The following is a 20725-nucleotide window of genomic DNA, read 5'->3' as shown; positions in this document are numbered from 1 at the left end:
GATCACTTCGGCACCCGTACCAGCCCGGCCTGGTGCGCGACGAGGGCGGCGGCCACCCGGTTGGGCGCGGCCAGCTTCCGCAGCACCGCGCGCACATGGTCCTTGACGGTGCCGACCGAGATCCCCAGCTCGGCCGCTATCCGGGCGTTCGGCAGCCCGGCCGCCAGCAGCCGCAGCACCTCGGTCTCGCGGTCGGTCAGCGGCGCCAGGGCCGCGGCGTGGGCGGACGCCTCGGGCGTACCGGGCCCCTTCGCGCCGTCGGAGCCGGGCGGACCGCCCAGGAAGCCGTCGACGACCGCGCGGCCCACGGTGGGGGTGAAGACGGTGCCGCCGCGCGCCATGACGCGTACCGCGTCGATCAGGGTGCCGACCGCGGTGTCCTTGAGCAGGAAACCGGTGGCGCCCGCCGCCATCGCCGCGCGCAGATGGGCGCTGGTGTCGAAGGCGGTCAGCATGGCGACGGCGGGCGGCGAGGGCAGTGCCCGCAGGGCGCGCAGGACGGTCAGTCCGTCGTCGGGCGGCGGCATCACCGCGTCCAGCAGGACGAGGCCGGGACGCGTCGCGGTCACCGTCCCGACGGCGTCGTGCCCGTCGCAGTCCGCGACCACCCGGATGTCGCCGGAGGATTCGAGGATGCTTCGCAGGGCGGCCCTGACCAGTGCTTCGTCATCGACGATCACGACCTGGACCACTGCGCCTGCCTTCCTCGCCCCCTCTTGACCCTGATGTTCCTTTTGTTCCCCCAACGATGGTAGCGAGCGTAGCGACGGACCGGGACCGCGTCAGTTCCGCGCGGCCTGACCTGCGGCGGTCAGATCGGCGGTCGCCAGCAGATACGCGGTCAGCGGCGCGTAGTGCTGCGGCGGCACGTTGTCGTCCAGCGGGACGGTCACCAGCAGGCTGCCCTCCGCCTCGCCGACGAAAAGCGCCGGGTCGTTGCAGTCCGCGAAGCCGACCGTGTCGATGCCGCGCTCGCCCGCGTATCCCGCCCAGCCGTGGTCGGCGATCACCAGATCAGGCAGCGGCTCGCCGTCGCGCTCCAGCGCGTCCAGGATCTCCCGCATCGGGTCGGGCGAGTGGGTGTGCACCAGACCGCCCGCCCGGTGGACCATGGAAACGGACGCCAGGTGCCGGATCTCACCGCCGTCCGCGTACAGGCGCTCCGACGGGGTGATCAGCGTGCAGCCCGCCTCGCGCAGCGCGGCGGCCAGCTCCCAGTGGACGGCGAACAGACCCGCCGGGTGACCGGTCGCCACCAGCACCCTGGAGCCGTTTTCCGCCGCCTTGTGCAGCACATCGGCCATCCGGTCGAGCGCGTCGATCGTCAGCTCGGGATCGATGGTGTCCTGCCCGTGCCGGTGCCCGGGATCGGCGACGACACCGCACCGCTCGGCCATCAGCTCCAGCACCGCCGCCTGGTCGTCCCAGCGGTCACCCAGCTCCAGGCCGAACCAGTAGTAGCGATTTCCCTCGGCCAGCGCCCGGAAGTGGTCGAGGTTGTTCTCGCGGCTGGTCGCCACGTCGCCGGCTATCCGGGTGCTGGTCAGATGGGCGACGAGGGCCTGGCGGGTGGGTGCTGCGGCAGCTGGATCCATGGGCATGCGCACATTGTCCCGCTCCGCCGCTCGGACGTGCGTCCGGCCGGGGATCGACGCCGAGGCGTAATCGGGACCCCCGATTGGAGGAAACGTACATTCCGGTGGCTTCCGGCGGCCACGTAGGGTCGGCCTCGCCCCTCAGGCGGGCGATCCCCAACGAAAGAGGCAGCCACCCATGAGCAGCGCAGCGCCGCGCGGCCCCGTCGATTCCTCGCGTATCCCGCGCTACGCGGGACCGGCCACCTTCGCGCGCCTGCCGCGCCTGGACGAGGTCGGCGCCGCCGACGTCGCGGTCGTCGGCGTGCCCTTCGACTCCGGCGTCTCCTACCGGCCCGGCGCGAGGTTCGGCGGCAACGCGATCCGCGAGGCGTCACGGCTGCTGCGCCCGTACAACCCGGCGCAGGACGCGTCGCCCTTCGCGCTCGCCCAGGTCGCGGACGCGGGCGACATCGCCGCCAACCCGTTCGACATCAACGAGGCCGTGGAGACCGTCCAGGCCGCGGCGGACGACCTGCTGGACACCGGTGCCCGGCTGATGACGCTCGGCGGCGACCACACCATCGCGCTGCCCCTGCTGCGCGCCGTCGCGCGCAAGCACGGCCCGGTGGCGCTGCTGCACTTCGACGCGCACCTGGACACCTGGGACACCTACTTCGGCGCCGAGTACACCCACGGCACGCCCTTCCGGCGCGCGGTCGAGGAGGGCATTCTCGACACGTCGGCGCTGTCGCACGTCGGCACGCGCGGCCCGCTGTACGGCAGGAAGGACCTGGACGACGACGAGAAGATGGGCTTCGGGATCGTGACGTCCGCCGACGTCATGCGGCGCGGTGTCGACGAGGTCGCGCAGCAGCTCAGAGAGCGTGTCGGGAACCGTCCGCTGTACATCTCGGTCGACATCGACGTGCTCGACCCGGCGCACGCGCCCGGCACCGGCACCCCGGAGGCCGGCGGGCTCACCTCCCGCGAGCTGCTGGAGATCCTGCGGGGCCTGGCCGACTGCCACCTGGTGTCGGCCGATGTCGTCGAGGTCGCCCCGGCCTACGACCACGCCGAGATCACCTCGGTCGGGGCCTCGCACACCGCCTACGAGCTGACGACGATCATGTCCCGGCAGGTCGCCGCGGCCCGCTGACGGCCCCTCCAGGGCCGCCCCGCGGGCCTGTCCGCGGCCCCTCGGCGGCCTGGCCGGCGTCGCCCCGGGGACTACGACCAAGGTCGCACCGCCCCACGACCTTGGTCTCCCAATTGTTGCGGGAGGATGAAACGCGCACGCCGGAGCGTTGCAGCCTCCGGCGGCAACGGGTGGACGGACGGGCTGGAGGACGCGGGTGGCAAGGTCGTTGACCAGGGCGAGGACGACGAAGGAAGGTCCTGTCCCCGGTGAGGGGGCGGCGGCGCGGACGCCGAAGGAGCGGGGCTGGCTGTGGCGGCTGACCACGTACTGCTGGCGCTACCGCCGCAATGTGCTGCTCGCGATGGGCGCGTCACTCGGCGGCATGGCGGTGACCGCGCTGGTCCCGCTGGTGCCGAAGCTGATCATCGACGACGTGATCGTCAAACACGACAAGCCGCTCGCGCCCTGGGCGTTCACCTTGATCGCGGCGGCCGTCGTCGTCTATGTGCTCACCTATGTGCGGCGCTACTACGGCGGACGGCTCGCCCTGGACGTCCAGTACGACCTGCGCAATGAGATGTTCCGCTCGATCATGCGCCTGGACGGCCGCCGCCAGGACGAGTTGAGCACCGGCCAGGTCGTCGGCCGCGCCACCAGCGACCTCCAGCTCATCCAGGGTCTGCTCTTCATGCTGCCGATGATGATCGGCAATCTGCTGCTGTTCGTGCTCTCGCTCGTGGTGATGCTCACGCTGTCGCCGCTGCTCACCCTGGTCGCGCTCGCGGTCGCCCCTGCCCTGTGGTTTATCGCCGACCGGTCGCGTAAGCGGCTGTTTCCCGCGACCTGGTACGCGCAAGGTCAGGCGGCGGCCGTCGCGGGCATCGTCGACGGCTCGGTCACCGGTGTGCGCGTGGTGAAGGGCTTCGGCCAGGAGCAGCAGGAGATGGACAAGCTGGAGACGGTCAGCCGCAAGCTGTTCGCCGGCCGCCTCCGTACCATCCGTCTCACCGCCCGCTACAGCCCCGCGCTCCAGGCGGTGCCCTCCCTCGGCCAGATCGGCATGCTGGCGCTCGGCGGCTGGATGGCGACTCGCGGCCAGATCACCCTCGGCACCTTCGTGGCCTTCTCCACCTACCTGGCGCAGCTCACCGGCCCGGTCCGGATGCTGACGATGATGCTCACCGTCGGCCAGCAGGCGCGGGCCGGGGTCGAGCGGGTCTACGAACTGATCGACACCGAGCCCACGCTGACCGACGGCACCAGGACGCTGCCCGCGGACGCCCCCGCCACCGTCGACTTCGACCACGTCACCTTCGGCTACACCGAGGACCGGCCCGTCCTCGACGGCTTCGACCTGCGCGTCGAGCCCGGCGAGACCGTCGCCGTCGTCGGCTCCTCGGGCTCCGGCAAGTCCACGGTCTCGCTGCTGCTGCCGCGGCTGTACGACGTGACCGGCGGCGCCGTACGCGTCGGCGGCGTGGACGTACGGGAGCTGACCTTCGAATCGCTGCGGTCCGCGATCGGCATGGTGCCCGAGGACAGCTTCCTGTTCTCCGACAGCGTGCGGGCGAACATCCTCTACGGCCACCCGGACGCCACCGAGGAGGAGATGCTCGCCGCCACCCGCGCCGCGCAGGCGGACGGCTTCATCTCCGACCTGCCCGACGGCTACGACACGGTCGTCGGCGAGCAGGGCCTGACCCTGTCCGGCGGCCAGCGCCAGCGCGTCGCCCTGGCCCGCGCGATCCTCACCGACCCCCGGCTGCTGCTGCTCGACGACGCCACCTCGGCGGTCGACGCCCGGGTGGAGGCGGAGATCTTCGACGCGCTGCGCGAGGTGATGCGCGGCCGTACGACGCTGCTGATCGCCCACCGCCGCTCCACGCTGGCGCTCGCCGACCGGATCGCCGTACTGGACGCGGGACGCCTGGCGGACGTCGGCACGCACGAGGAGTTGCAGGAGCGCTGCCCGCTCTACCGCGCGCTGCTCACCGACCCGGACGCGCTCGGCGCCGACGTGGTCGACCTCGACCCGGCGGGGCGGATCGAGTGGGAGGCGGCGCAGACGGACATGGCCGCGGCGCAGGCCGAACTGGCGGGTGCGCGGACCGAGGGCTGTACGGACGGCCTCGACGGTTTCGAGTGGCCGCTCGACGAGGACGGCCCGGCGCGGGGCGACGGCGCTTGTCCCGAGGCTGTGGCTCCGGGGGCGGTGACTCCGGAGCTGTGGCCTGCCGACCGGCGCGCCGCGGCCGAGGACGACGACCGGCGGAGCGCCGGCGCGGGCGCCTCCGGGCCGCCGCGGGTCGCCCCCGCCCAGGGCGGCATGGCGGGCGCGCTGGCGGGCATGCCCGCCACTCCCGACCTGCTCGCCAAGGTCGCCGCGCTGCCGCCCGCCCTGGACACCCCGGAGGTCGACGAGGACCGGGCGCGGACCGCCGAGGAGAAGTTCGGCCTCGGCAGCCTGCTGCGCGGGTTCCGCACCCCGCTGCTGCTCAGCCTGGCGCTGGTGGCCGTGGACGCCATCGCGGGACTGCTGCTGCCGGTGCTGATCCGGCACGGCATCGACGCGGGAGTCCGGCAGGCGGCGCTCGGCGCGGTCTGGGTCGCGTCGCTGCTCGGCCTGGTCCTGGTGATCGCGCAGTGGGCGGCGGAGTGGGGCTCGACCCGGCTGACCGGCCGCACCGGCGAACGCGTCCTCTACACCCTGCGCGTGAAGATCTTCGCGCACCTGCACCGGCTCGGCCTCGACTACTACGAGCGCGAGCTGACCGGCCGCATCATGACGCGGATGACCACGGACGTGGACGCGCTGTCGACGTTCCTCCAGACCGGGCTGGTCACGGCGCTGGTCAGCGTCCTCACCTTCCTCGGCATCCTGGTGGCGCTGCTCGCCATCGACGTCCAGCTCGCCCTGATGGTCTTCGCCACGCTGCCGATCCTGATCGTCGCCACCTGGGTCTTCCGCCGTAAGTCGGTGAAGGCGTACGAGCTGGCGCGCGAGCGGATCGCCGTCGTCAACGCCGACCTCCAAGAGCACGTCGCGGGTCTGCGGATCGTGCAGGCGTTCCGGGGGGAGCGGCGCGGGGCGGAACGATTCGCCGAACGCGGTGACGACTACCGGACGGCGCGGGTGCGCGGCCAGTTCCTGATCTCCGTCTACTTCCCCTTCGTTCAGCTGCTGTCCAGCGTGGCGGCGGCGCTCGTCCTGATCGTGGGCGCGCACCGGATCAGCGCGGGGACGCTCACGGCGGGCGCGCTGGTGGCGTATCTGCTCTACATCGACCTGTTCTTCTCGCCCGTGCAGCAGCTCTCGCAGGTCTTCGACGGCTACCAGCAGGCGTCGGTGTCGCTCGGCCGGATCCGTGAGCTGCTGCACGAGCCGACCGCCACCCCGGCCGCCGCCCGGCCGCGTGAGGTCGGAAGGCTGCGCGGCGAGATCGCCTTCCGCGACCTGCACTTCAGGTACGGCGGCGAGGGGGCCGAGGGCGCGGAGGCGCTCAGCGGCGTGAATCTGCGCATCCCCGCCGGACAGACCGTCGCCTTCGTCGGCGAGACCGGCGCGGGCAAGTCCACCCTGGTCAAGATGGTCGCGCGGTTCTACGACCCGACCGACGGCGCGGTGCTGGTCGACGGCACCGACATCCGCGAACTCGACCTCACCGCCTACCGGCAGCGCCTCGGCGTCGTCCCCCAGGAGCCGTACCTCTTCGCGGGCACGGTGCGCGACGCCATCGCGTACGGGCGGATGGGCGCGACCGACGCGGAGGTCGAGGCGGCGGCGCGGGCCGTCGGCGCGCACGCGATGATCGCGACGCTGGAGGGCGGCTATCTCCACCAGGTCGCCGAGCGGGGCCGCAATCTGTCGGCCGGACAGCGGCAGTTGATCGCCCTGGCCCGCGCCGAACTGGTCGACCCCGCCGTCCTGCTTCTCGACGAGGCGACCGCGGCCCTCGACCTGGCCACCGAAGCCCTCGTCAACCAGGCCGCCGACCGGCTCGCCACCCGGCGTACGACGCTGGTCGTCGCGCACCGGCTGAGCACGGCGGCCCGTGCGGACCGGGTCGTCGTCCTCGACCACGGGCGGGTCATCGAGGACGGCACCCACGCGGCGCTGCTGGCCCGCGACGGCCGCTACGCCGAGCTGTGGCGCACCTTCACGGGCGAGGTGCGCGCGGTGGCGTGACGGGAGGACCCGTCGCCCGTGCGACGGAACCGGCGGGTCCCGCCTTCCTGGCCTGCCGCCCTTCTGCCCTTCTGGCCTTCTGGGCTCCTGGCGTCCCGCCTTCGGTCAGCCGAAGGCGGGTCGCGCCGGGATCCGGTCCTTCGGCACCTCGAACACCACCGTCACGCGGAAGTCCGTCAGGCACTCCGCCGTCGGCGTCGGCTGCTCGACGCGCAGCTTCAGCGAGTTGCCCGCCACGCCGAGCGTCGCCGACGTGGCCGCGCTGCACCCGGTCGACTCGGTCCAGCCGACCAGCACGTACCGCCCGAAGTCCGTCGCCGCCCCGCCCGCCGAGATCTCCGCCGCCGTCTTCCCGTCGTTGTGCGCCACGGTGGTGGCGAAACGGTCCAACTCGCCCCGGTCGCGCAGCACCTCGTGCGTCCCCGCGACGGCCCGCACCGACGACGAGAAGTACACGACGCGACTGGCGATCGACCCCGTCCCCGGCGTCGCCCTGCCCGTGGTGGGGCCACCGGTCGTCGGCGTCGCGGTCGTCGGCTCGGTGGTCGTCGGCGGGGCGGTGGTCGTGTCGCCGCTCGGCGTCACGGGCCCGGTAGTGCTGGACGGCGCGCCGTCCGCCGCGTCCGAGGTGCCGCTCCCGCAGGCGACGGCACCCAAGGTCAGCGAAACGGCCAGTGCCACGGCCCAGGCCGCTCCGCGCTGATTCACCTTCACGGTCAGCATGCCGGTGTGACGGTCCCCGACCCCGCCCGGTTCCGCGATGGTCTCAGGGGCATGGTCACCGCCCGGCTGCGGGCGCGGCGGACGGTGCGGAAATCGTGGGCGCATGCCCCGATCATCCGTCCTCGGCGGCCGATCCGGGCCCAGCCGCCCAATGCGACCTCAACGTGTCGACCGCCGCGACGATCGAGGGCCTGCGCGCGGCCCCCGTCCGCCACAGCGCGTACAGCCGCCGCACCGGAGCGGGCTCCAGCGGTACGACCGCGACGCCCTCGGGCACCGGTCCCCGCCCCAGCCTCGGCACCAACGCGATACCGAGCCCCGCCCCCACCAGCGCCAACTGCGTCCCGTACTCGCCGACCTGGAAGGCCATGTCCGGCTCCGTCCCGGCCTCCCGCAACGTCCGCACCAGCCAGTCGTGGCACACCGACCCCGGCGGCTGGCAGATCCACCGCTCGTGCGCCACATCCGCCCGCGTCAGCGACGCCCGCTCGGCCAACCGGTGCCCGGCAGGGACCAGCACGTCGCACCGGTCGTCCCCGATGACCGCCCGCTCCAAGCCAGGCGGCGCGGGCAGCGGCGCGATGTCCCAGTCGTGCGCCACGGCCAGGTCCACCGCCCCGCGCGCCACCAGGTCCACCGACAGATGCGCGTCCACCTCCAGCAGCCGGAGCTCCAACGCGGGGTGCGCCGCGGTCAGTTCCGCCAGCACTCCGGGCAGCAGCCCGCAGGCCGCCGTCGGGAACGCCGCCAGCGTCAGTCGTCCCGTGGGCCGTCCGCGCTGCTCCTCCAGCGTGACCTCGGCCGCCTCCACGATCGACATCAGCCGTTGCGCGGTCTCCACCAGCAGATGCGCCGCGTCCGTGAGCGCCACCCCGCGCCCGTGCCGCTCCAGCAGCACGGACCTGGTCTCCCGCTCCAGCTTGGAGATCTGCTGCGAGACCGCCGACGGCGTGTAGCCGAGCGCTTCGGCCGCCGCGCCCACCGACCCGTGGACGTGCACCGCGTGCAGCGCCCTCAGCCGCGCCAGATCGAGCATGCCGTTCAGGCCGAGTCGGCCAGCAACCGGGACAGGTGCTCGCGCGCCGGGCCGAGCAGCCCCGCCAACTCCGGCACCTGCGGATACCAGCGCTTCTCGTACTCCCAGCACAGCCAGCCGTCCCAGTCCGCCCGGCTCAGCACCTCGACGGTCTCCGCCAGCGGCAGCACCCCGGCCCCCAGCGCCAGCGGCGTGGTGTCCGCCGCCGAAGCGATGTCCTTGACCTGGACATAGCCCAGGTACGGGGCCAGTGCCGGATAGGTCGTGGACGGCTGCTCTCCCGCCAGCCAGGTGTGCATCACGTCCCAGATCGTGCCGACCCCCTGATGTCCGACCAGGCCCAGGATCCGCGCGACATCGGCGCCGCCGCGGTGCGAGTCATGGGTCTCCAGCAGCACCCGCACCCCGAGGTCGGCGGCGACCGGCGCCACCGCTGCGAGCCGGCGCGCGGCGACCGCGTCCGCCTCCTGCGACTCGGTGTCGCCTCCGCCGGGGAACACCCGCACGTAGGAGGCCCCCAGATCGGCCGCGAGGGTCATCGCCGCGCCGATCTCGTCGAGCACCGGCTGGTCGTCCCCGGGCGCGGCCACCTTGGCGTAGGCGGCCACGGTGAGGATCTCGACCCCGGCCTTGCCGAACTGCTCGACCACGTCGGCGCGTTCACCGGCCGAGAGACCGGGGTGGACCGGTTCCTCGTCGTTGGCACGCAATTCGACGCCGTGGAAGCCGTTTTCCGTCGCGAGCCGCACCACCTGCTCGATGGGCAGGGCCGGGACGCCGAGAGTGGAGAAGGCGAGTTTCATTCGCCGGACACTAGGCACCGCTTCCTGCCGGGTCAACCGCGTTCGGCCCCGCCCGACCCGTGTTCAGCCCCTGCTCGGCACCTGTTCAGCCGCGAACGATGCCCTGCGCGCGGGCCGCCGCCAGCCAGTCGGGGAACTCCGCCATGAGGTGGTCGTACAGCACCGCGTCCGATATCGATCGCGGGTCCTTGCCCGCGGGGAAGAACCCCGCGTTGTCCACCACCCGTTTGGCGGGTACCGGCAGTTCGTCCAGCCGCCGCAGGAAGCGGAATTCGTCGCCCCCGAATCCCACGAACTGCCAGAAGATCGGCAGCTTCGCCGCCTTGCACAGCACCTCGATGGTCGCGCCCTTGTTGATCGGCCCGCCGTCGGTCTGGAACACCACGAACGCGGGCGCCGTCGACCCCGACCGCTGATAGTGCTCGATGACCGCTTCCATGGCAGCCGCGTAATTGGTGCGACCCATATGGCCGTACGCCTCATTGAGCTTGTTGATCCGGCCGCCGTACCGCGTCAGCGACACCTCGTCCACACCGTCGACCTCGGTGGAGAAGAACACGACGGGGACGATGCCGTCGTCGTCGAAATGCGCGGCCAGGCCGAGTGTCTGCTCGGCGAGATGCTGGACGGTGCCGTCGTTGTAGAACTCCCGCATGCTGCCCGAGCGGTCGAGCACCAGATAGACCGCGGCGCTTTCGCCCGACAGCCGGTGCTTGTCCAGGCTGACGGCCGCCTGCTTGTAGAGGCTGACCAGACCGGGCGCGGTCTGCTCCACCTTCTGCATCGAAATCGCCATGGAATCCCCCTGTACCGTGTCTGCGATGTCGTGTCGGCCCTGCGGCGCTGTCCCCTACAGCGCCAAGTGCCAGTCCTGCCCCATGAGTTCGCGGCCGAAGCTGTGATGCCGCTGCTCCGCGACGAGTTCGAATCCCGCGCGCTGATAGATCGTTCGGGCGCCGGCCAGTATGCCATTGGTCCACAGGACCAGATCGGTGTAGCCGGCGGAGCGGGCGAAGGCGATGCATTCGTCCACCAACAACTTGCCTATGCCGTGCCCCCGGGCGGCCGGATCGACCAGCAGCAGCCGTAGCCGCGCGGTGCCCGGCTCCTTGTCGCGTACACAGAAGACGCAGCCCGCCCGCCGTCCGTCGAGTTCGGCGATCCACACCGCGTCGCGCTCCGGATCGCGATGGGCGGCGAAGTCCGCGACGATCTGGGCGACCAGCGCCTCGTACTCCTCGTTCCACCCGAACTCCGTCGCGTAGACCTCCGCGTTGCGCTCGATGGACCACCCCAGATCGCCGGGGCGCGCGCCGCGCAGCACGACCCGCGACGCGGACGGCTCGCCGCCGGTGGCCGGGGCACGGCCGTCGCCACCGCTGTCGCCGCTGACGGTGTTGTCGCGCAGTATTTCCCGAACCGTCCGCATCGCCTCGGACAGCCGCGGCCGGTCCTGCGGACGTATGCGGTCCACCAGCGAGCCGACGGCTTCCTCCGACCGCTCCTCCAGCAGCGACGCGGCCTGCCTCCCGTGCGTGGTCAGCTCTATCCGCTGCCGCCTGGCGTCCTGTTCTGACGGGCCGCGGGTGACCAGTTGCCGCTCCTCGAATTTGGCCAGCATCCGGCTGAGATGGCCCGCGTCCAGCGACAACTCCACCCGCAGGTCGGCCGCGTCGGTCCGCGGGGCGTGCGCCAGCTCGTACAGCACGCGCGCCTCGGTGAGGGTGAACGGTGTGTGCAGGTGGCGGCTGTAGTCGAGCGCGCCGATCAGGTTGGTGTAGAAGCGGTTGAATTCGCGGATCTCCCGGACGGCCATGATCAATCCCCCATTTCCTTTGCCTGAGTCAAAAGTAGGCGGATGCGGGGCCGGGCGGAAGACCCCTCCGAAACCTGTGGATAACTTCAGTCGGACCGGCCCGACGGCGGCGCGGTCGACCCGCGGACCATGAGTTCCGTACGGATCGTGGCGACCCCGCCCGGCGGCGGGGACAGCCGCCCCATCACCAACCGCCCGGCTCGCGCGCCCGCCTCCTGCAAGGGAATGCGGACCGTCGTCAGGGCCGGGGAGACATCGGCGCTGAACGGCAGATCGTCGAATCCGGCGACCGACACGTCACCGGGAATGCTCAGCCCCTGGTCCCGCAGCGCCGCGCACACGCCGAGCGCGACCGTGTCGTTCGCGGCCACGATCGCGGTCAGACCCGCGTCCCGCCGCAGCAGTTCGAGCGCGGCGTCGTAGCCCGACGCCCGGTCGTACGTCCCGTGCACCGTCAGCCGCTCCGCGTACGCGTCCGGATCCGAGGTGATCCGGGTGCCGCTCGCGGCCAGGGCCGCACGGTGGCCCTCCAGCCGGTGCCGGGAGGTGCTGCGCTCGACCGGCCCCGTCACGTAACCGATTCGGCGGTGCCCCAGGGACAGCAGGTGCTCGGTCAGCCGCCGCGCGCCGCCGCGGTTGTCGAAGGCGACGGTGGCCGCGACGAGCCCGCTGTCCGGCAGGGTCAGCGGGGGACGGCCGCACAGCACGACATTGGCGCCGGACGCGGCGAGCCGGGTGAGCCGTGCGGTGACCGCCGCCGTGTGCTCCGCGCTCTCCACGGCGCCCCCGGTGAGGACCACGCCCGCCGCGCGCTGGCGTTCGAGCAGCGTGAGATAGGTGAGTTCGGCCTCGGGGGATCCACCGGTGTTGCACACGACGGCGAGCTTGCCGCCGCCCGGCGCCGCGCCCGCGCTGATCTCGGCCTGGACGGCGCTCGCGATGAGCCCGAAGAAGGGGTCGGCGACATCGTTGACGAGGACGCCGACCAGGTCGGAGGTGGCGGCGGCGAGGGCCCGCGCCTGGCCGTTGACGACATAGTCCAGTTCGGCGACGGCGCGCCTGACCCGCTCCCGAGTGCTTCCCGCGACCGGGTAGTTGCCGTTCAGAACACGGGACACGGTCGCCGACGACACTCCGGCGCGCGCCGCCACATCGGCCAGAGTCACTGCCATCTCGGTCCGGTCCTTCTGCAGGGGGCGGTGGGCGAGAGGGGTGCCGTGAGGTGCGCGTTCCCGCTCGCAGGGGCACATGGTCTCACTTCGTGGACGCGAGGGGGAGTGGTGGCGCGTGTGAGAGAAAGCGCTTCCATTCACCGCTAGGGGACTCTTGTCGAACGCAGGCCGTGGCGGCTAGCGTGAACTAGAAGAAAGCGCTTGCTATCGCCTTGCTGGTGACCGTGGGCGCGTTCCCTGCATCCGGCAGCGATGAGAGGACTTGTCACGTGACACGCAGGACAGTGCGGATCGCCATGAACGGCGTCACCGGGCGGATGGGATACCGGCAGCACCTGGTCCGCTCCATCCTGAGCCTGCGTGAGCAGGGCGGACTCGACCTCGGCGACGGCACCACGCTGTGGCCCGAGCCGATCCTGCTGGGCCGGCGCGAGCACGCGCTGCGGGCCATGGCCGAGCGGCATGGCATCGAGCACTGGTCGACCGACCTCGACGCCGTCCTCGCCGACCCCTCCGTCGACATCTACTTCGACTCGCAGGTGACCGCGGCACGCGAGACCGCGCTGAAGGCGGCCATCGCCGCGGGCAAGCACATCTACTGCGAGAAACCCACCGCCACCTCACTCGACGGAGCGCTGGAACTCGCCCGGCTCGCCACATCCGCGGGCGTCAAGCACGGCGTCGTGCAGGACAAGCTCTTCCTGCCGGGCCTGCTGAAGCTCAAGCGGCTCATCGACGGCGGCTTCTTCGGCCGGATTCTGTCCATCCGCGGCGAATTCGGCTACTGGGTCTTCGAAGGCGACTGGCAGAGCGCCCAACGCCCCTCCTGGAACTACCGCTCGGAGGACGGCGGCGGCATCGTGGCCGACATGTTCCCGCACTGGGAGTACCTGCTGCACGAGCTGTTCGGCCGGGTCCGTACCGTCCAGGCGCTGGCCACCACCCACATCCCGCAGCGCTGGGACGAGAAGGACAAGCCGTACGACGCCACCGCGGACGACGCCGCCTACGGTGTCTTCGAACTCGAGGGCGGCGCCGTCGCACAGATCAACTCCTCCTGGGCGGTGCGCGTCAACCGCGATGAATTGGTGGAGTTCCAGGTCGACGGCACGCACGGCTCCGCGGTCGCCGGGCTGCGCAACTGCCGCGTCCAGCACCGTTCCGCCACGCCGAAGCCGGTGTGGAATCCGGACCTGCCCGCCACCGAGTCCTTCAGGGACCAGTGGCAGGAGGTCCCGGACAACGGCGACTTCGACAACGGATTCAAGGTCCAGTGGGAGCTGTTCCTGCGGCACGTCGCGCTCGACGAGCCCTGGCAGTGGGACCTGTTGGCCGGTGCCCGGGGCGTCCAGCTCGCCGAACTCGGCCTGGCCTCCTCCGCGCAGGGTCGCCGCTTCGAGGTTCCGGAGCTCGCGCTGTGAGCATCCTGCTGCCGGACGCGGCCGGTGAAACGCGCACCTATGTGCCGCGTTCGGAATCCGTCACCTATAGCGCGGATCTTCCGCTGCGCAGCCGTGTCGTGTACTCCGCCGCCCATGTCGTGGCCGACCCGCTGCGGACGGCGGCGGACGAGCCCGCGGCCGTCGACTGGGACGCCACTCTCGCCTTCCGCCGCCATCTGTGGTCGCACGGGCTGGGCGTGGCCGAGGCCATGGACACCGCGCAGCGCGGCATGGGGCTCGACTGGGCGGGCGCGGCGGAGCTGATCCGCAGGTCGGCGGCCGAGGCGCGCGCCGTCGGCGGCCGGATCGCCTGCGGTGTCGGCACCGACCAGCTCACCGGTCCCGCCGCCACACTGGACGAGGTCGCCGCCGCCTACGAGGAGCAGTTGGCGCTCGTCGAGGCGACCGGTTCGCAGGCCGTCCTCATGGCGTCCCGCGCCCTCGCCGCGGTCGCGAAGGGCCCTGAGGGCTATCTGGAGGTGTACGGGCGGCTGCTGCGTCAGGCCGGCGACCCGGTGATCCTGCACTGGCTCGGCCCGATGTTCGACTCGGCGCTCGCCGGGTACTGGGGCAGCGACGATCTGGACGCGGCGACCGACACCTTCCTCGACGTCATCAAGGCCCACCCGGACAAGATCGACGGCGTGAAGATCTCGCTGCTCGACGCGCGGCGCGAGGTCGAACTGCGCCGCCGCCTGCCGCAGGGCGTGCGCTGCTACACCGGCGACGACTTCAACTACCCCGAGCTGATCGAGGGCGACGAACAGGGCTTCAGCCACGCGCTGCTCGGCATCTTCGACCCGCTCGCGGCCCTGGCGTCGGCTGCCGTCAGCGCCCTCGACACCGGGGACGCCGCCGGTTTCCGCCGCGTTCTCGACCCCACCGTCGAGTTGTCCCGGCACCTGTTCCAGACACCGACACGCTTCTACAAGACCGGTGTCGTCCTGCTCGCCTGGCTGGCCGGGCACCAGTCGCACTTCAGCATGGTCGGCGGTCTCCAGTCGGCCCGTTCCCTGCCGCATCTCGCCCGCGCCTACGAACTGGCCGACCGGATCGGCCTGTTCCCCGACCCCGGACTCGCCGAGGCTCGGATGCGCGGCCTGCTCGCCGTATACGGAGTGGACGCATGACCGTACCGACGTCGCCCGACCCCGAGTCCTCCGCATCCGCCTCTCACGACGACGTGCACAGCGACGTGACCTGCGACCTCTCGCGGCTGAGCATCAACCAGGAGACCGTCAAGCAGTGGTCGCTGCCCGAGCTGGCCAAGGGGTGCGTGGCGGCCGGGATCGGCTCGGTGGGGCTGTGGCGGGCGCCGGTGCGGGAGTACGGCGTCGAGCGTGCAGCGGACCTGATGCGGGACAGCGGGCTCACCGTGACATCGCTGTGCCGCGGCGGATTCTTCACCGCGACCGACCCGGCGGAGCGGGCGACCGCGCTGGACGACAACCGCGCGGCGATCGACGAGGCGGCGACGCTGGGAACGGCCACCTTGGTGCTGGTTTCCGGCGGCCTGCCCGCGGGCGACCGCGACATCGCCGCCGCCAGGGAGCGGGTCGCCGACGCGATCGGCGAGCTGGCGCCCTACGCGGGGGAGCGCGGGGTACGGCTCGCGATCGAGCCCCTGCACCCGATGTACGCCTCCGACCGGTGTGTGGTCTCCACGCTCGGCCAGGCGCTGGACATCGCCGAGCGCTTCCCCGCGGACCAGGTGGGTGTCGTGGTCGACACCTATCACCTGTGGTGGGACGACATGGTGCCTACGCAGATCGTCCGGGCCGGAGCGGGCGGCAGGATCGCCTCCTTCCAGGTCGCCGACTGGGTGACGCCGCTGCCGGAGGGGGTGCTGCTGGGGCGGGGACAGCTCGGTGACGGCTGCGTCGACCTGCGGGGACTGCGTGAGCAGGTGGACGCGACGGGCTTTCGCGGGCCGGTCGAGGTGGAGATCTTCAACCCCGCGCTGTGGGCCAGGGACGGCGCTGAACTGGTCGCCGAGATCGCCGATCGGTACCTCCGGCACGTTCTCTGAAAAAAACTTGAGAGATTACGCATCCGTCGTACAACCCTTCCGGGGGGTCGGTGGTCTTACTGGGCATCAAGGCTCCTGGGAGGGGTTTCACGGAGCCGAGAGGGAAATGCGCCCGAGGGGGGCTTCGGGGGTAGCAGGGGGGAAACGAAAGAGGTCCGGCCTTGTGCCGGACCTCTTTCGTATCTCTGTGCGGACGCTGTGACCGCCGGGGCGGCTCGCCGCGTCCGCCTCACTTCGCCCGGCGGGCCCGCTTGGCCAGCACCGTCGCCACCACGGGAATGAGCGTCTCCAGCGCCATCGTGACCGCCGCCACCGGAAGACCCGTCCGCTTCGACACCGCGCGGGCCGTCGGCGCGGTCGCCTTGCGCAGCACCGTGGTGAGCAGACCGCCGCCCACGCCCGTGCCGAGCCCCGCGAAACCGGCGACCCCGGTGAGCGGCTCCGGTTCCGAGGCGGCCTGCTCCAGCGCCTGGCTCAACTCCGCGGTCCCGCCCGGTGTCACCGCCTCGTCCGTGACCACACCGGTCAGCGAACCGACCGAGGCGCCCACGACCTGCCGAGCCGCGTCCGTGTCCGTGCCGAGCCGATCGGCCAGTTCCTGAAGCCGCTCGTCACCCAGCTCGGTCAGCACTTCGTCCTGCAGCGGTCGGTCGCTCATGTGCCGGACGCTACGCGGGCGCGCGAGCGGCGGCCCCCGGAGTTCGGCCGAACGCGTGAAGGGCCGCAGCCGGGTGGCCCGAGCGGCGTTGTCCACAGGGGGAGTTGCCGCCGGAGAGTTATCCACAGGGCGGCAACGGGGTGTCCGAGCCAACCGGTACCTTCGGAACAGATCACCAACGGGAGGGCCGGGAAAGGAGGCCGGGCATGGGCGAGTCGGGGCTGGCCGTGCTGGACGGCGTCCTGGAACGGATCACGTACGCCAACGAGGACACCGGGTACACGGTCGCGCGGGTGGACACCGGCCGTGGCTCGGGGGATCTGCTGACGGTCGTCGGCGCGCTGCTGGGGGCGCAGCCGGGGGAGTCGCTGCGGATGCACGGCCGCTGGGGCTCGCATCCGCAGTACGGCAAGCAGTTCAGCGTCGAGAACTACACGACGGTGCTGCCGGCCACGATCCAGGGGATACGCCGCTACCTGGGATCGGGGCTGATCAAGGGCATCGGGCCGAGGATCGCGGAGCGGATCGTCGACCACTTCGGCACCGGCACGCTGGAGATCATCGAGGGCGAGCCGAAGCGGCTGATCGAGGTGCCGGGGCTTGGCCCCAAGCGCACCAAGCTGATCGCCGCCGCGTGGGAGGAGCAGAAGGCGATCAAGGAGGTGATGGTCTTCCTCCAGGGAGTGGGGGTGTCCACTTCCATCGCCGTGCGGATCTACAAGGGCTACGGGGACGCGTCGATCTCCGTGGTGAAGAACCAGCCGTACCGGCTGGCCGCCGAGGTCTGGGGGATCGGCTTCCTGACCGCGGACCGGATCGCGCAGGCGGTCGGGATACCCCACGACAGCCCGGAGCGGGTCAAGGCGGGATTGCAGTACGCCCTGTCGCAGGCCACTGACGGCGGCAACTGCTATCTGCCCGAGGAACGGCTGATCGCGGACTCGGTGAAGCTGCTCCAGGTCGACACGGGGCTGGTGATCGACTGCCTGGGCGAGCTGGCCGAGGAGGAGGGCGTCGTCCGGGAGAGCGTGCCCTCGCCGGACGGGCACGAGGAACAGGTGAAGGCCGTCTACCTGGTCCCCTTCCACCGGGCCGAGATATCGCTCGCCGCCCAGTTGCTGCGGCTGCTGCGCGGACCGGAGGACCGGCTGCCCGCCTTCCGGGACGTGGAGTGGGACAAGGCGCTGGCCTGGCTGGCGACCAGGACGGGGGCCGATCTCGCACCGGAACAGCAGGAGGCGGTACGGCTGGCGCTGACCGAGAAGGTCGCCGTGCTCACCGGCGGCCCCGGCTGCGGCAAGTCGTTCACCGTGCGCTCGGTGGTGGAGCTGGCGCGCGCGAAGAAGGCCAAGGTGGTGCTGGCCGCCCCGACCGGCCGCGCCGCCAAGCGGCTGGCCGAGCTGACCGGCGCCGAGGCCTCGACCGTGCACCGACTGCTGGAGCTGAAGCCGGGCGGCGACGCGGCGTACGACAAGGACCGGCCGCTGGACGCGGATCTGGTGGTGGTCGACGAGGCGTCGATGCTCGACCTGCTGTTGGCGAACAAGCTGGTGAAGGCGGTGCCGCCGGGCGCGCACCTGCTGTTCGTCGGCGATGTGGACCAGTTGCCGAGCGTCGGCGCGGGTGAGGTGCTGCGTGACCTGCTCGCGGCGGACGGCCCCGTGCCCGCCGTGCGGCTCACACGTATCTTCCGGCAGGCCCAGCAGTCCGGGGTGGTGACCAACGCGCACCGGATCAACTCCGGTGTCCCGCCGCTCACTCAGGGCCTGCCCGACTTCTTCCTCTTCGCCGAGGAGGACTCGGAGGAGGTGGCCAGGCTGACCGTGGACGTGGTGGCCCGCCGCATCCCGGCCCGGTTCGGGCTCGACCCGCGCCGGGACGTCCAGGTGCTCGCGCCGATGCACCGGGGTCCCGCGGGCGCGGGCGTGCTCAACGGACTGCTCCAGCAGGCCGTCACCCCGGCGCGGCCCGACCTGCCCGAGCGCCGGTTCGGCGGCCGGACCTTCCGGGTCGGCGACAAGGTCACGCAGATCAGGAACAACTACGACAAGGGCGCGAACGGCGTCTTCAACGGCACGGTCGGTGTGGTCACCGGGCTGGACACCGTCGAGCAGCGCCTCACCGTGCACACCGACGAGGACGAGGAGATCCCGTACGACTTCGACGAGCTGGACGAGCTGGCCCACGCGTATGCGGTGACGATCCACCGCTCGCAGGGCAGCGAGTATCCGGCGGTGGTGATCCCTGTCACCACCAGTGCCTGGATGATGCTGCAGCGCAATCTGCTCTACACCGCTGTGACCAGGGCGAAGCGGCTCGTCGTGCTGGTCGGATCGCGTCGCGCCATCGGTCAGGCGGTGCGGACGGTGTCGGCGGGAAAGCGCTTCACGGCTCTCGACCACCGGCTGTCCAGGGGCGCAAAATAGGCACTGAGTGCCACCTTTCGGCCCGATGGCCGACCCCGAGTGCACACGCCAGTGCCAAATGGGGGACAGTGGACCTCGTCAGGGCACCTCGAAGAAGAGGCAACACCGTCGGTGAGGGAATGACGTGAGCGACAAGTCTGTAGTACTGCGGTATGGGGACGGCGAGTACAGCTACCCGGTGGTTGACAGCACCGTCGGTGACAACGGCTTCGACATCGGCAAGCTGCGCGCCGACACCGGGCTGGTCACCCTGGACAGCGGTTACGGCAACACTGCGGCCTACAAGTCCGCGATCACCTTCCTCGATGGTGAGGAAGGCATCCTGCGCTACCGCGGTTACCCGATCGAGCAGCTCGCCGAGCGCGGAAGCTTCCTGGAGACCGCCTACCTGCTGATCAACGGCGAACTGCCGACGGTCGACGAGCTGGCCGAGTTCAAGGGCGAGATCACCCAGCACACCCTTTTGCACGAGGACGTCAAACGGTTCTACGACGGCTTCCCCCGTGACGCCCACCCGATGGCGATGCTGTCGTCCGTGGTGAGCGCGCTGTCGACCTTCTACCAGGACAGCCACAACCCGTTCGATCCCGAGCAGCGCCACCTCTCCACGATCCGGCTGCTCGCCAAGCTGCCGACCATCGCGGCGTACGCGTACAAGAAGTCCGTCGGTCAGCCGGTGGTCTACCCGCGCAACGACCTCGGCTATGTCGAGAACTTCCTGCGCATGACGTTCTCCGTGCCGGCCGAGGAGTACGAGCTCGACCCGGTCGTGGTCAGCGCCCTCGACAAGCTCTTCATCCTGCACGCCGACCACGAGCAGAACTGTTCGACGTCGACGGTCCGGCTGGTCGGCTCCTCGCAGGCGAACCAGTTCGCCTCGATCTCGGCCGGTATCAGCGCGCTGTGGGGCCCCCTGCACGGTGGCGCCAACCAGTCGGTGCTGGAGATGCTGGAAGGCATCCAGGCCGACGGCGGCGACGTGGACGCCTTCATCCGCAAGGTGAAGAACAAGGAAGACGGTGTGAAGCTCATGGGCTTCGGACACCGCGTCTACAAGAACTTCGACCCCCGGGCGAAGATCATCAAGTCGGCCGCGCACGACGTCCTGTCGGCGCTCGGCAAGTCCGACGAGCTTCTGGACATCGCGCTCAAGCTCGAAGAGCACGCGCTCGGCGACGACTACTTCGTCTCGCGCAAGCTGTACCCGAACGTGGACTTCTACACCGGCCTGATCTACCGGGCCATGGGCTTCCCGACCAGCATGTTCACCGTGCTGTTCGCCATCGGGCGGCTGCCCGGCTGGATCGCCCAGTGGCACGAGATGATCAAGGAGCCCGGCTCCCGCATCGGCCGTCCGCGGCAGATCTACACGGGCGTCGAGATCCGCGACTACGTGCCCGTCGAGGGCCGCTGAACCACGGGCTGAGCCTGGCCCCACCACGCATGAAGAAGCGCCCCGCGCTGGATCCCCCCACGGGTCCGGCACGGGGCGCTCCCGTTCCCGGAACGGATCCCCCCACGGGTCCGACCGGGCGTCTTTCGGCGGCTGCGCCGTGCCGGGACGACTGCGGCCCGGGAGGGCCGCTCAAAGCTCCCCGGACATCGCCCCGGCGACGCATTCCCGGGCCGTCCCCCAAGACAGCCCGTTCCGCAGCCCCCCACCGGCTCCGCCGGGAGCGCGGTGCTCAAGACATAAGACCCACGAACCACCGTAATGGT

At 71.3% G+C, this 20725-nt stretch carries 16 protein-coding genes; 7 read left to right on the top strand and 9 right to left on the bottom strand.

Features of this window, described 5'->3' with window-relative positions:
• Window positions 1-2 precede the first annotated feature (2 nt).
• Both ACFZAM_RS17395 and ACFZAM_RS17390 read right to left on the bottom strand, forming a co-directional pair.
• Window positions 3-692 carry a response regulator gene (locus ACFZAM_RS17395; RefSeq protein ID WP_391046907.1) on the bottom strand — a complete coding sequence of 230 codons (690 nt, stop codon included), beginning with the start codon at window positions 690-692 and terminating at the stop codon, window positions 3-5.
• Between the two features lie 90 nt (window positions 693-782).
• The gene (locus ACFZAM_RS17390; protein ID WP_355337010.1) at window positions 783-1601 is read right to left on the bottom strand and encodes a phosphatase; all 819 of its coding nucleotides are present in this window, start codon (window positions 1599-1601) and stop codon (window positions 783-785) included.
• Window positions 1602-1773: 172 nt separating this feature from the next.
• On the opposite strand from ACFZAM_RS17390, the gene speB reads away from it, so the two are divergent.
• The gene (gene speB / locus ACFZAM_RS17385; protein ID WP_391046904.1) at window positions 1774-2733 is read left to right on the top strand and encodes an agmatinase; all 960 of its coding nucleotides are present in this window, start codon (window positions 1774-1776) and stop codon (window positions 2731-2733) included.
• Between the two features lie 289 nt (window positions 2734-3022).
• Window positions 3023-6901, top strand: coding sequence for an ABC transporter transmembrane domain-containing protein (locus ACFZAM_RS17380; RefSeq protein WP_391047190.1), 3879 nt, complete (start codon window positions 3023-3025; stop codon window positions 6899-6901).
• A 105-nt stretch (window positions 6902-7006) separates the two neighbouring features.
• Here the strand turns inward: ACFZAM_RS17380 and ACFZAM_RS17375 are convergent, their stop codons facing one another.
• From ACFZAM_RS17375 to ACFZAM_RS17350, 6 genes are all read right to left on the bottom strand, one after another.
• Window positions 7007-7729: a hypothetical protein gene (locus ACFZAM_RS17375; protein WP_391046902.1), complete on the bottom strand. Its 723-nt coding sequence runs from the start codon at window positions 7727-7729 to the stop codon at window positions 7007-7009.
• Between the two features lie 7 nt (window positions 7730-7736).
• Window positions 7737-8660 carry a LysR family transcriptional regulator gene (locus tag ACFZAM_RS17370; protein ID WP_355337016.1) on the bottom strand — a complete coding sequence of 308 codons (924 nt, stop codon included), beginning with the start codon at window positions 8658-8660 and terminating at the stop codon, window positions 7737-7739.
• A 5-nt stretch (window positions 8661-8665) separates the two neighbouring features.
• Window positions 8666-9463 (bottom strand): TIM barrel protein, encoded by a 798-nt coding sequence (locus ACFZAM_RS17365; protein WP_391046898.1) that lies wholly within the window; start codon window positions 9461-9463, stop codon window positions 8666-8668.
• A gap of 85 nt (window positions 9464-9548) precedes the next feature.
• Window positions 9549-10259: a VWA domain-containing protein gene (locus tag ACFZAM_RS17360; protein ID WP_391046896.1), complete on the bottom strand. Its 711-nt coding sequence runs from the start codon at window positions 10257-10259 to the stop codon at window positions 9549-9551.
• A 54-nt stretch (window positions 10260-10313) separates the two neighbouring features.
• Window positions 10314-11279, bottom strand: a complete 966-nt coding sequence (locus ACFZAM_RS17355; RefSeq protein ID WP_391046894.1) for a GNAT family N-acetyltransferase — start codon at window positions 11277-11279, stop codon at window positions 10314-10316.
• An 86-nt stretch (window positions 11280-11365) separates the two neighbouring features.
• Window positions 11366-12451 (bottom strand): substrate-binding domain-containing protein, encoded by a 1086-nt coding sequence (locus ACFZAM_RS17350; RefSeq protein WP_391046891.1) that lies wholly within the window; start codon window positions 12449-12451, stop codon window positions 11366-11368.
• Between the two features lie 269 nt (window positions 12452-12720).
• Between ACFZAM_RS17350 and ACFZAM_RS17345 the strand changes: the two genes are divergently transcribed.
• From ACFZAM_RS17345 to ACFZAM_RS17335, 3 genes are all read left to right on the top strand, one after another.
• On the top strand, window positions 12721-13872 hold the full coding sequence (locus ACFZAM_RS17345) for a Gfo/Idh/MocA family oxidoreductase (RefSeq protein WP_355337026.1): 1152 nt from the start codon (window positions 12721-12723) through the stop codon (window positions 13870-13872).
• Window positions 13869-15023: a DUF993 family protein gene (locus tag ACFZAM_RS17340; protein ID WP_391046887.1), complete on the top strand. Its 1155-nt coding sequence runs from the start codon at window positions 13869-13871 to the stop codon at window positions 15021-15023. The genes ACFZAM_RS17345 and ACFZAM_RS17340 overlap by 4 nt, the downstream gene beginning before the upstream one ends.
• Before the next feature lie 65 nt (window positions 15024-15088).
• The gene (locus ACFZAM_RS17335; protein ID WP_391047188.1) at window positions 15089-15922 is read left to right on the top strand and encodes a TIM barrel protein; all 834 of its coding nucleotides are present in this window, start codon (window positions 15089-15091) and stop codon (window positions 15920-15922) included.
• Window positions 15923-16151: 229 nt separating this feature from the next.
• On the opposite strand, the gene ACFZAM_RS17330 is transcribed toward ACFZAM_RS17335, so the two are convergent.
• On the bottom strand, window positions 16152-16580 hold the full coding sequence (locus ACFZAM_RS17330; protein WP_391046885.1) for a DUF937 domain-containing protein: 429 nt from the start codon (window positions 16578-16580) through the stop codon (window positions 16152-16154).
• Window positions 16581-16786: 206 nt separating this feature from the next.
• Here ACFZAM_RS17330 and ACFZAM_RS17325 point away from each other — a divergent pair, with 206 nt between their 5' ends.
• Together ACFZAM_RS17325 and ACFZAM_RS17320 are read left to right on the top strand one after the other, a co-directional pair.
• Complete coding sequence (locus ACFZAM_RS17325; protein ID WP_391046883.1) at window positions 16787-19006, top strand: ATP-dependent RecD-like DNA helicase; 2220 nt, start codon at window positions 16787-16789, stop codon at window positions 19004-19006.
• A 124-nt stretch (window positions 19007-19130) separates the two neighbouring features.
• Entirely contained in the window at window positions 19131-20420 is a 1290-nt protein-coding gene (locus ACFZAM_RS17320; RefSeq protein WP_188280320.1) for a citrate synthase, read from the top strand.
• The last annotated feature ends 305 nt before the right edge of the window (window positions 20421-20725 follow it).

Source organism: Streptomyces sp. NPDC008079, from assembly GCF_042957385.1.
Lineage (GTDB): Bacteria > Actinomycetota > Actinomycetes > Streptomycetales > Streptomycetaceae > Actinacidiphila.
This window is presented reverse-complemented; position numbering and strand designations above follow the sequence as displayed.

What these genes read in the sequence shown, in the direction of transcription:
- ACFZAM_RS17370 (WP_355337016.1), bottom strand. Translation starts at nt 8,660, where the DNA reads ATGCTCGATCTGGCGCGGCTGAGGGCGCTGCACGCGGTGCACGTCCAC.
- ACFZAM_RS17325 (WP_391046883.1), top strand. Translation starts at nt 16,787, where the DNA reads ATGGGCGAGTCGGGGCTGGCCGTGCTGGACGGCGTCCTGGAACGGATC.
- ACFZAM_RS17350 (WP_391046891.1), bottom strand. Translation starts at nt 12,451, where the DNA reads ATGGCAGTGACTCTGGCCGATGTGGCGGCGCGCGCCGGAGTGTCGTCG.
- ACFZAM_RS17390 (WP_355337010.1), bottom strand. Translation starts at nt 1,601, where the DNA reads ATGCCCATGGATCCAGCTGCCGCAGCACCCACCCGCCAGGCCCTCGTC.
- ACFZAM_RS17375 (WP_391046902.1), bottom strand. Translation starts at nt 7,729, where the DNA reads ATGCGCCCACGATTTCCGCACCGTCCGCCGCGCCCGCAGCCGGGCGGT.
- ACFZAM_RS17365 (WP_391046898.1), bottom strand. Translation starts at nt 9,463, where the DNA reads ATGAAACTCGCCTTCTCCACTCTCGGCGTCCCGGCCCTGCCCATCGAG.
- ACFZAM_RS17360 (WP_391046896.1), bottom strand. Translation starts at nt 10,259, where the DNA reads ATGGCGATTTCGATGCAGAAGGTGGAGCAGACCGCGCCCGGTCTGGTC.
- ACFZAM_RS17330 (WP_391046885.1), bottom strand. Translation starts at nt 16,580, where the DNA reads ATGAGCGACCGACCGCTGCAGGACGAAGTGCTGACCGAGCTGGGTGAC.
- speB (WP_391046904.1), top strand. Translation starts at nt 1,774, where the DNA reads ATGAGCAGCGCAGCGCCGCGCGGCCCCGTCGATTCCTCGCGTATCCCG.
- ACFZAM_RS17355 (WP_391046894.1), bottom strand. Translation starts at nt 11,279, where the DNA reads ATGGCCGTCCGGGAGATCCGCGAATTCAACCGCTTCTACACCAACCTG.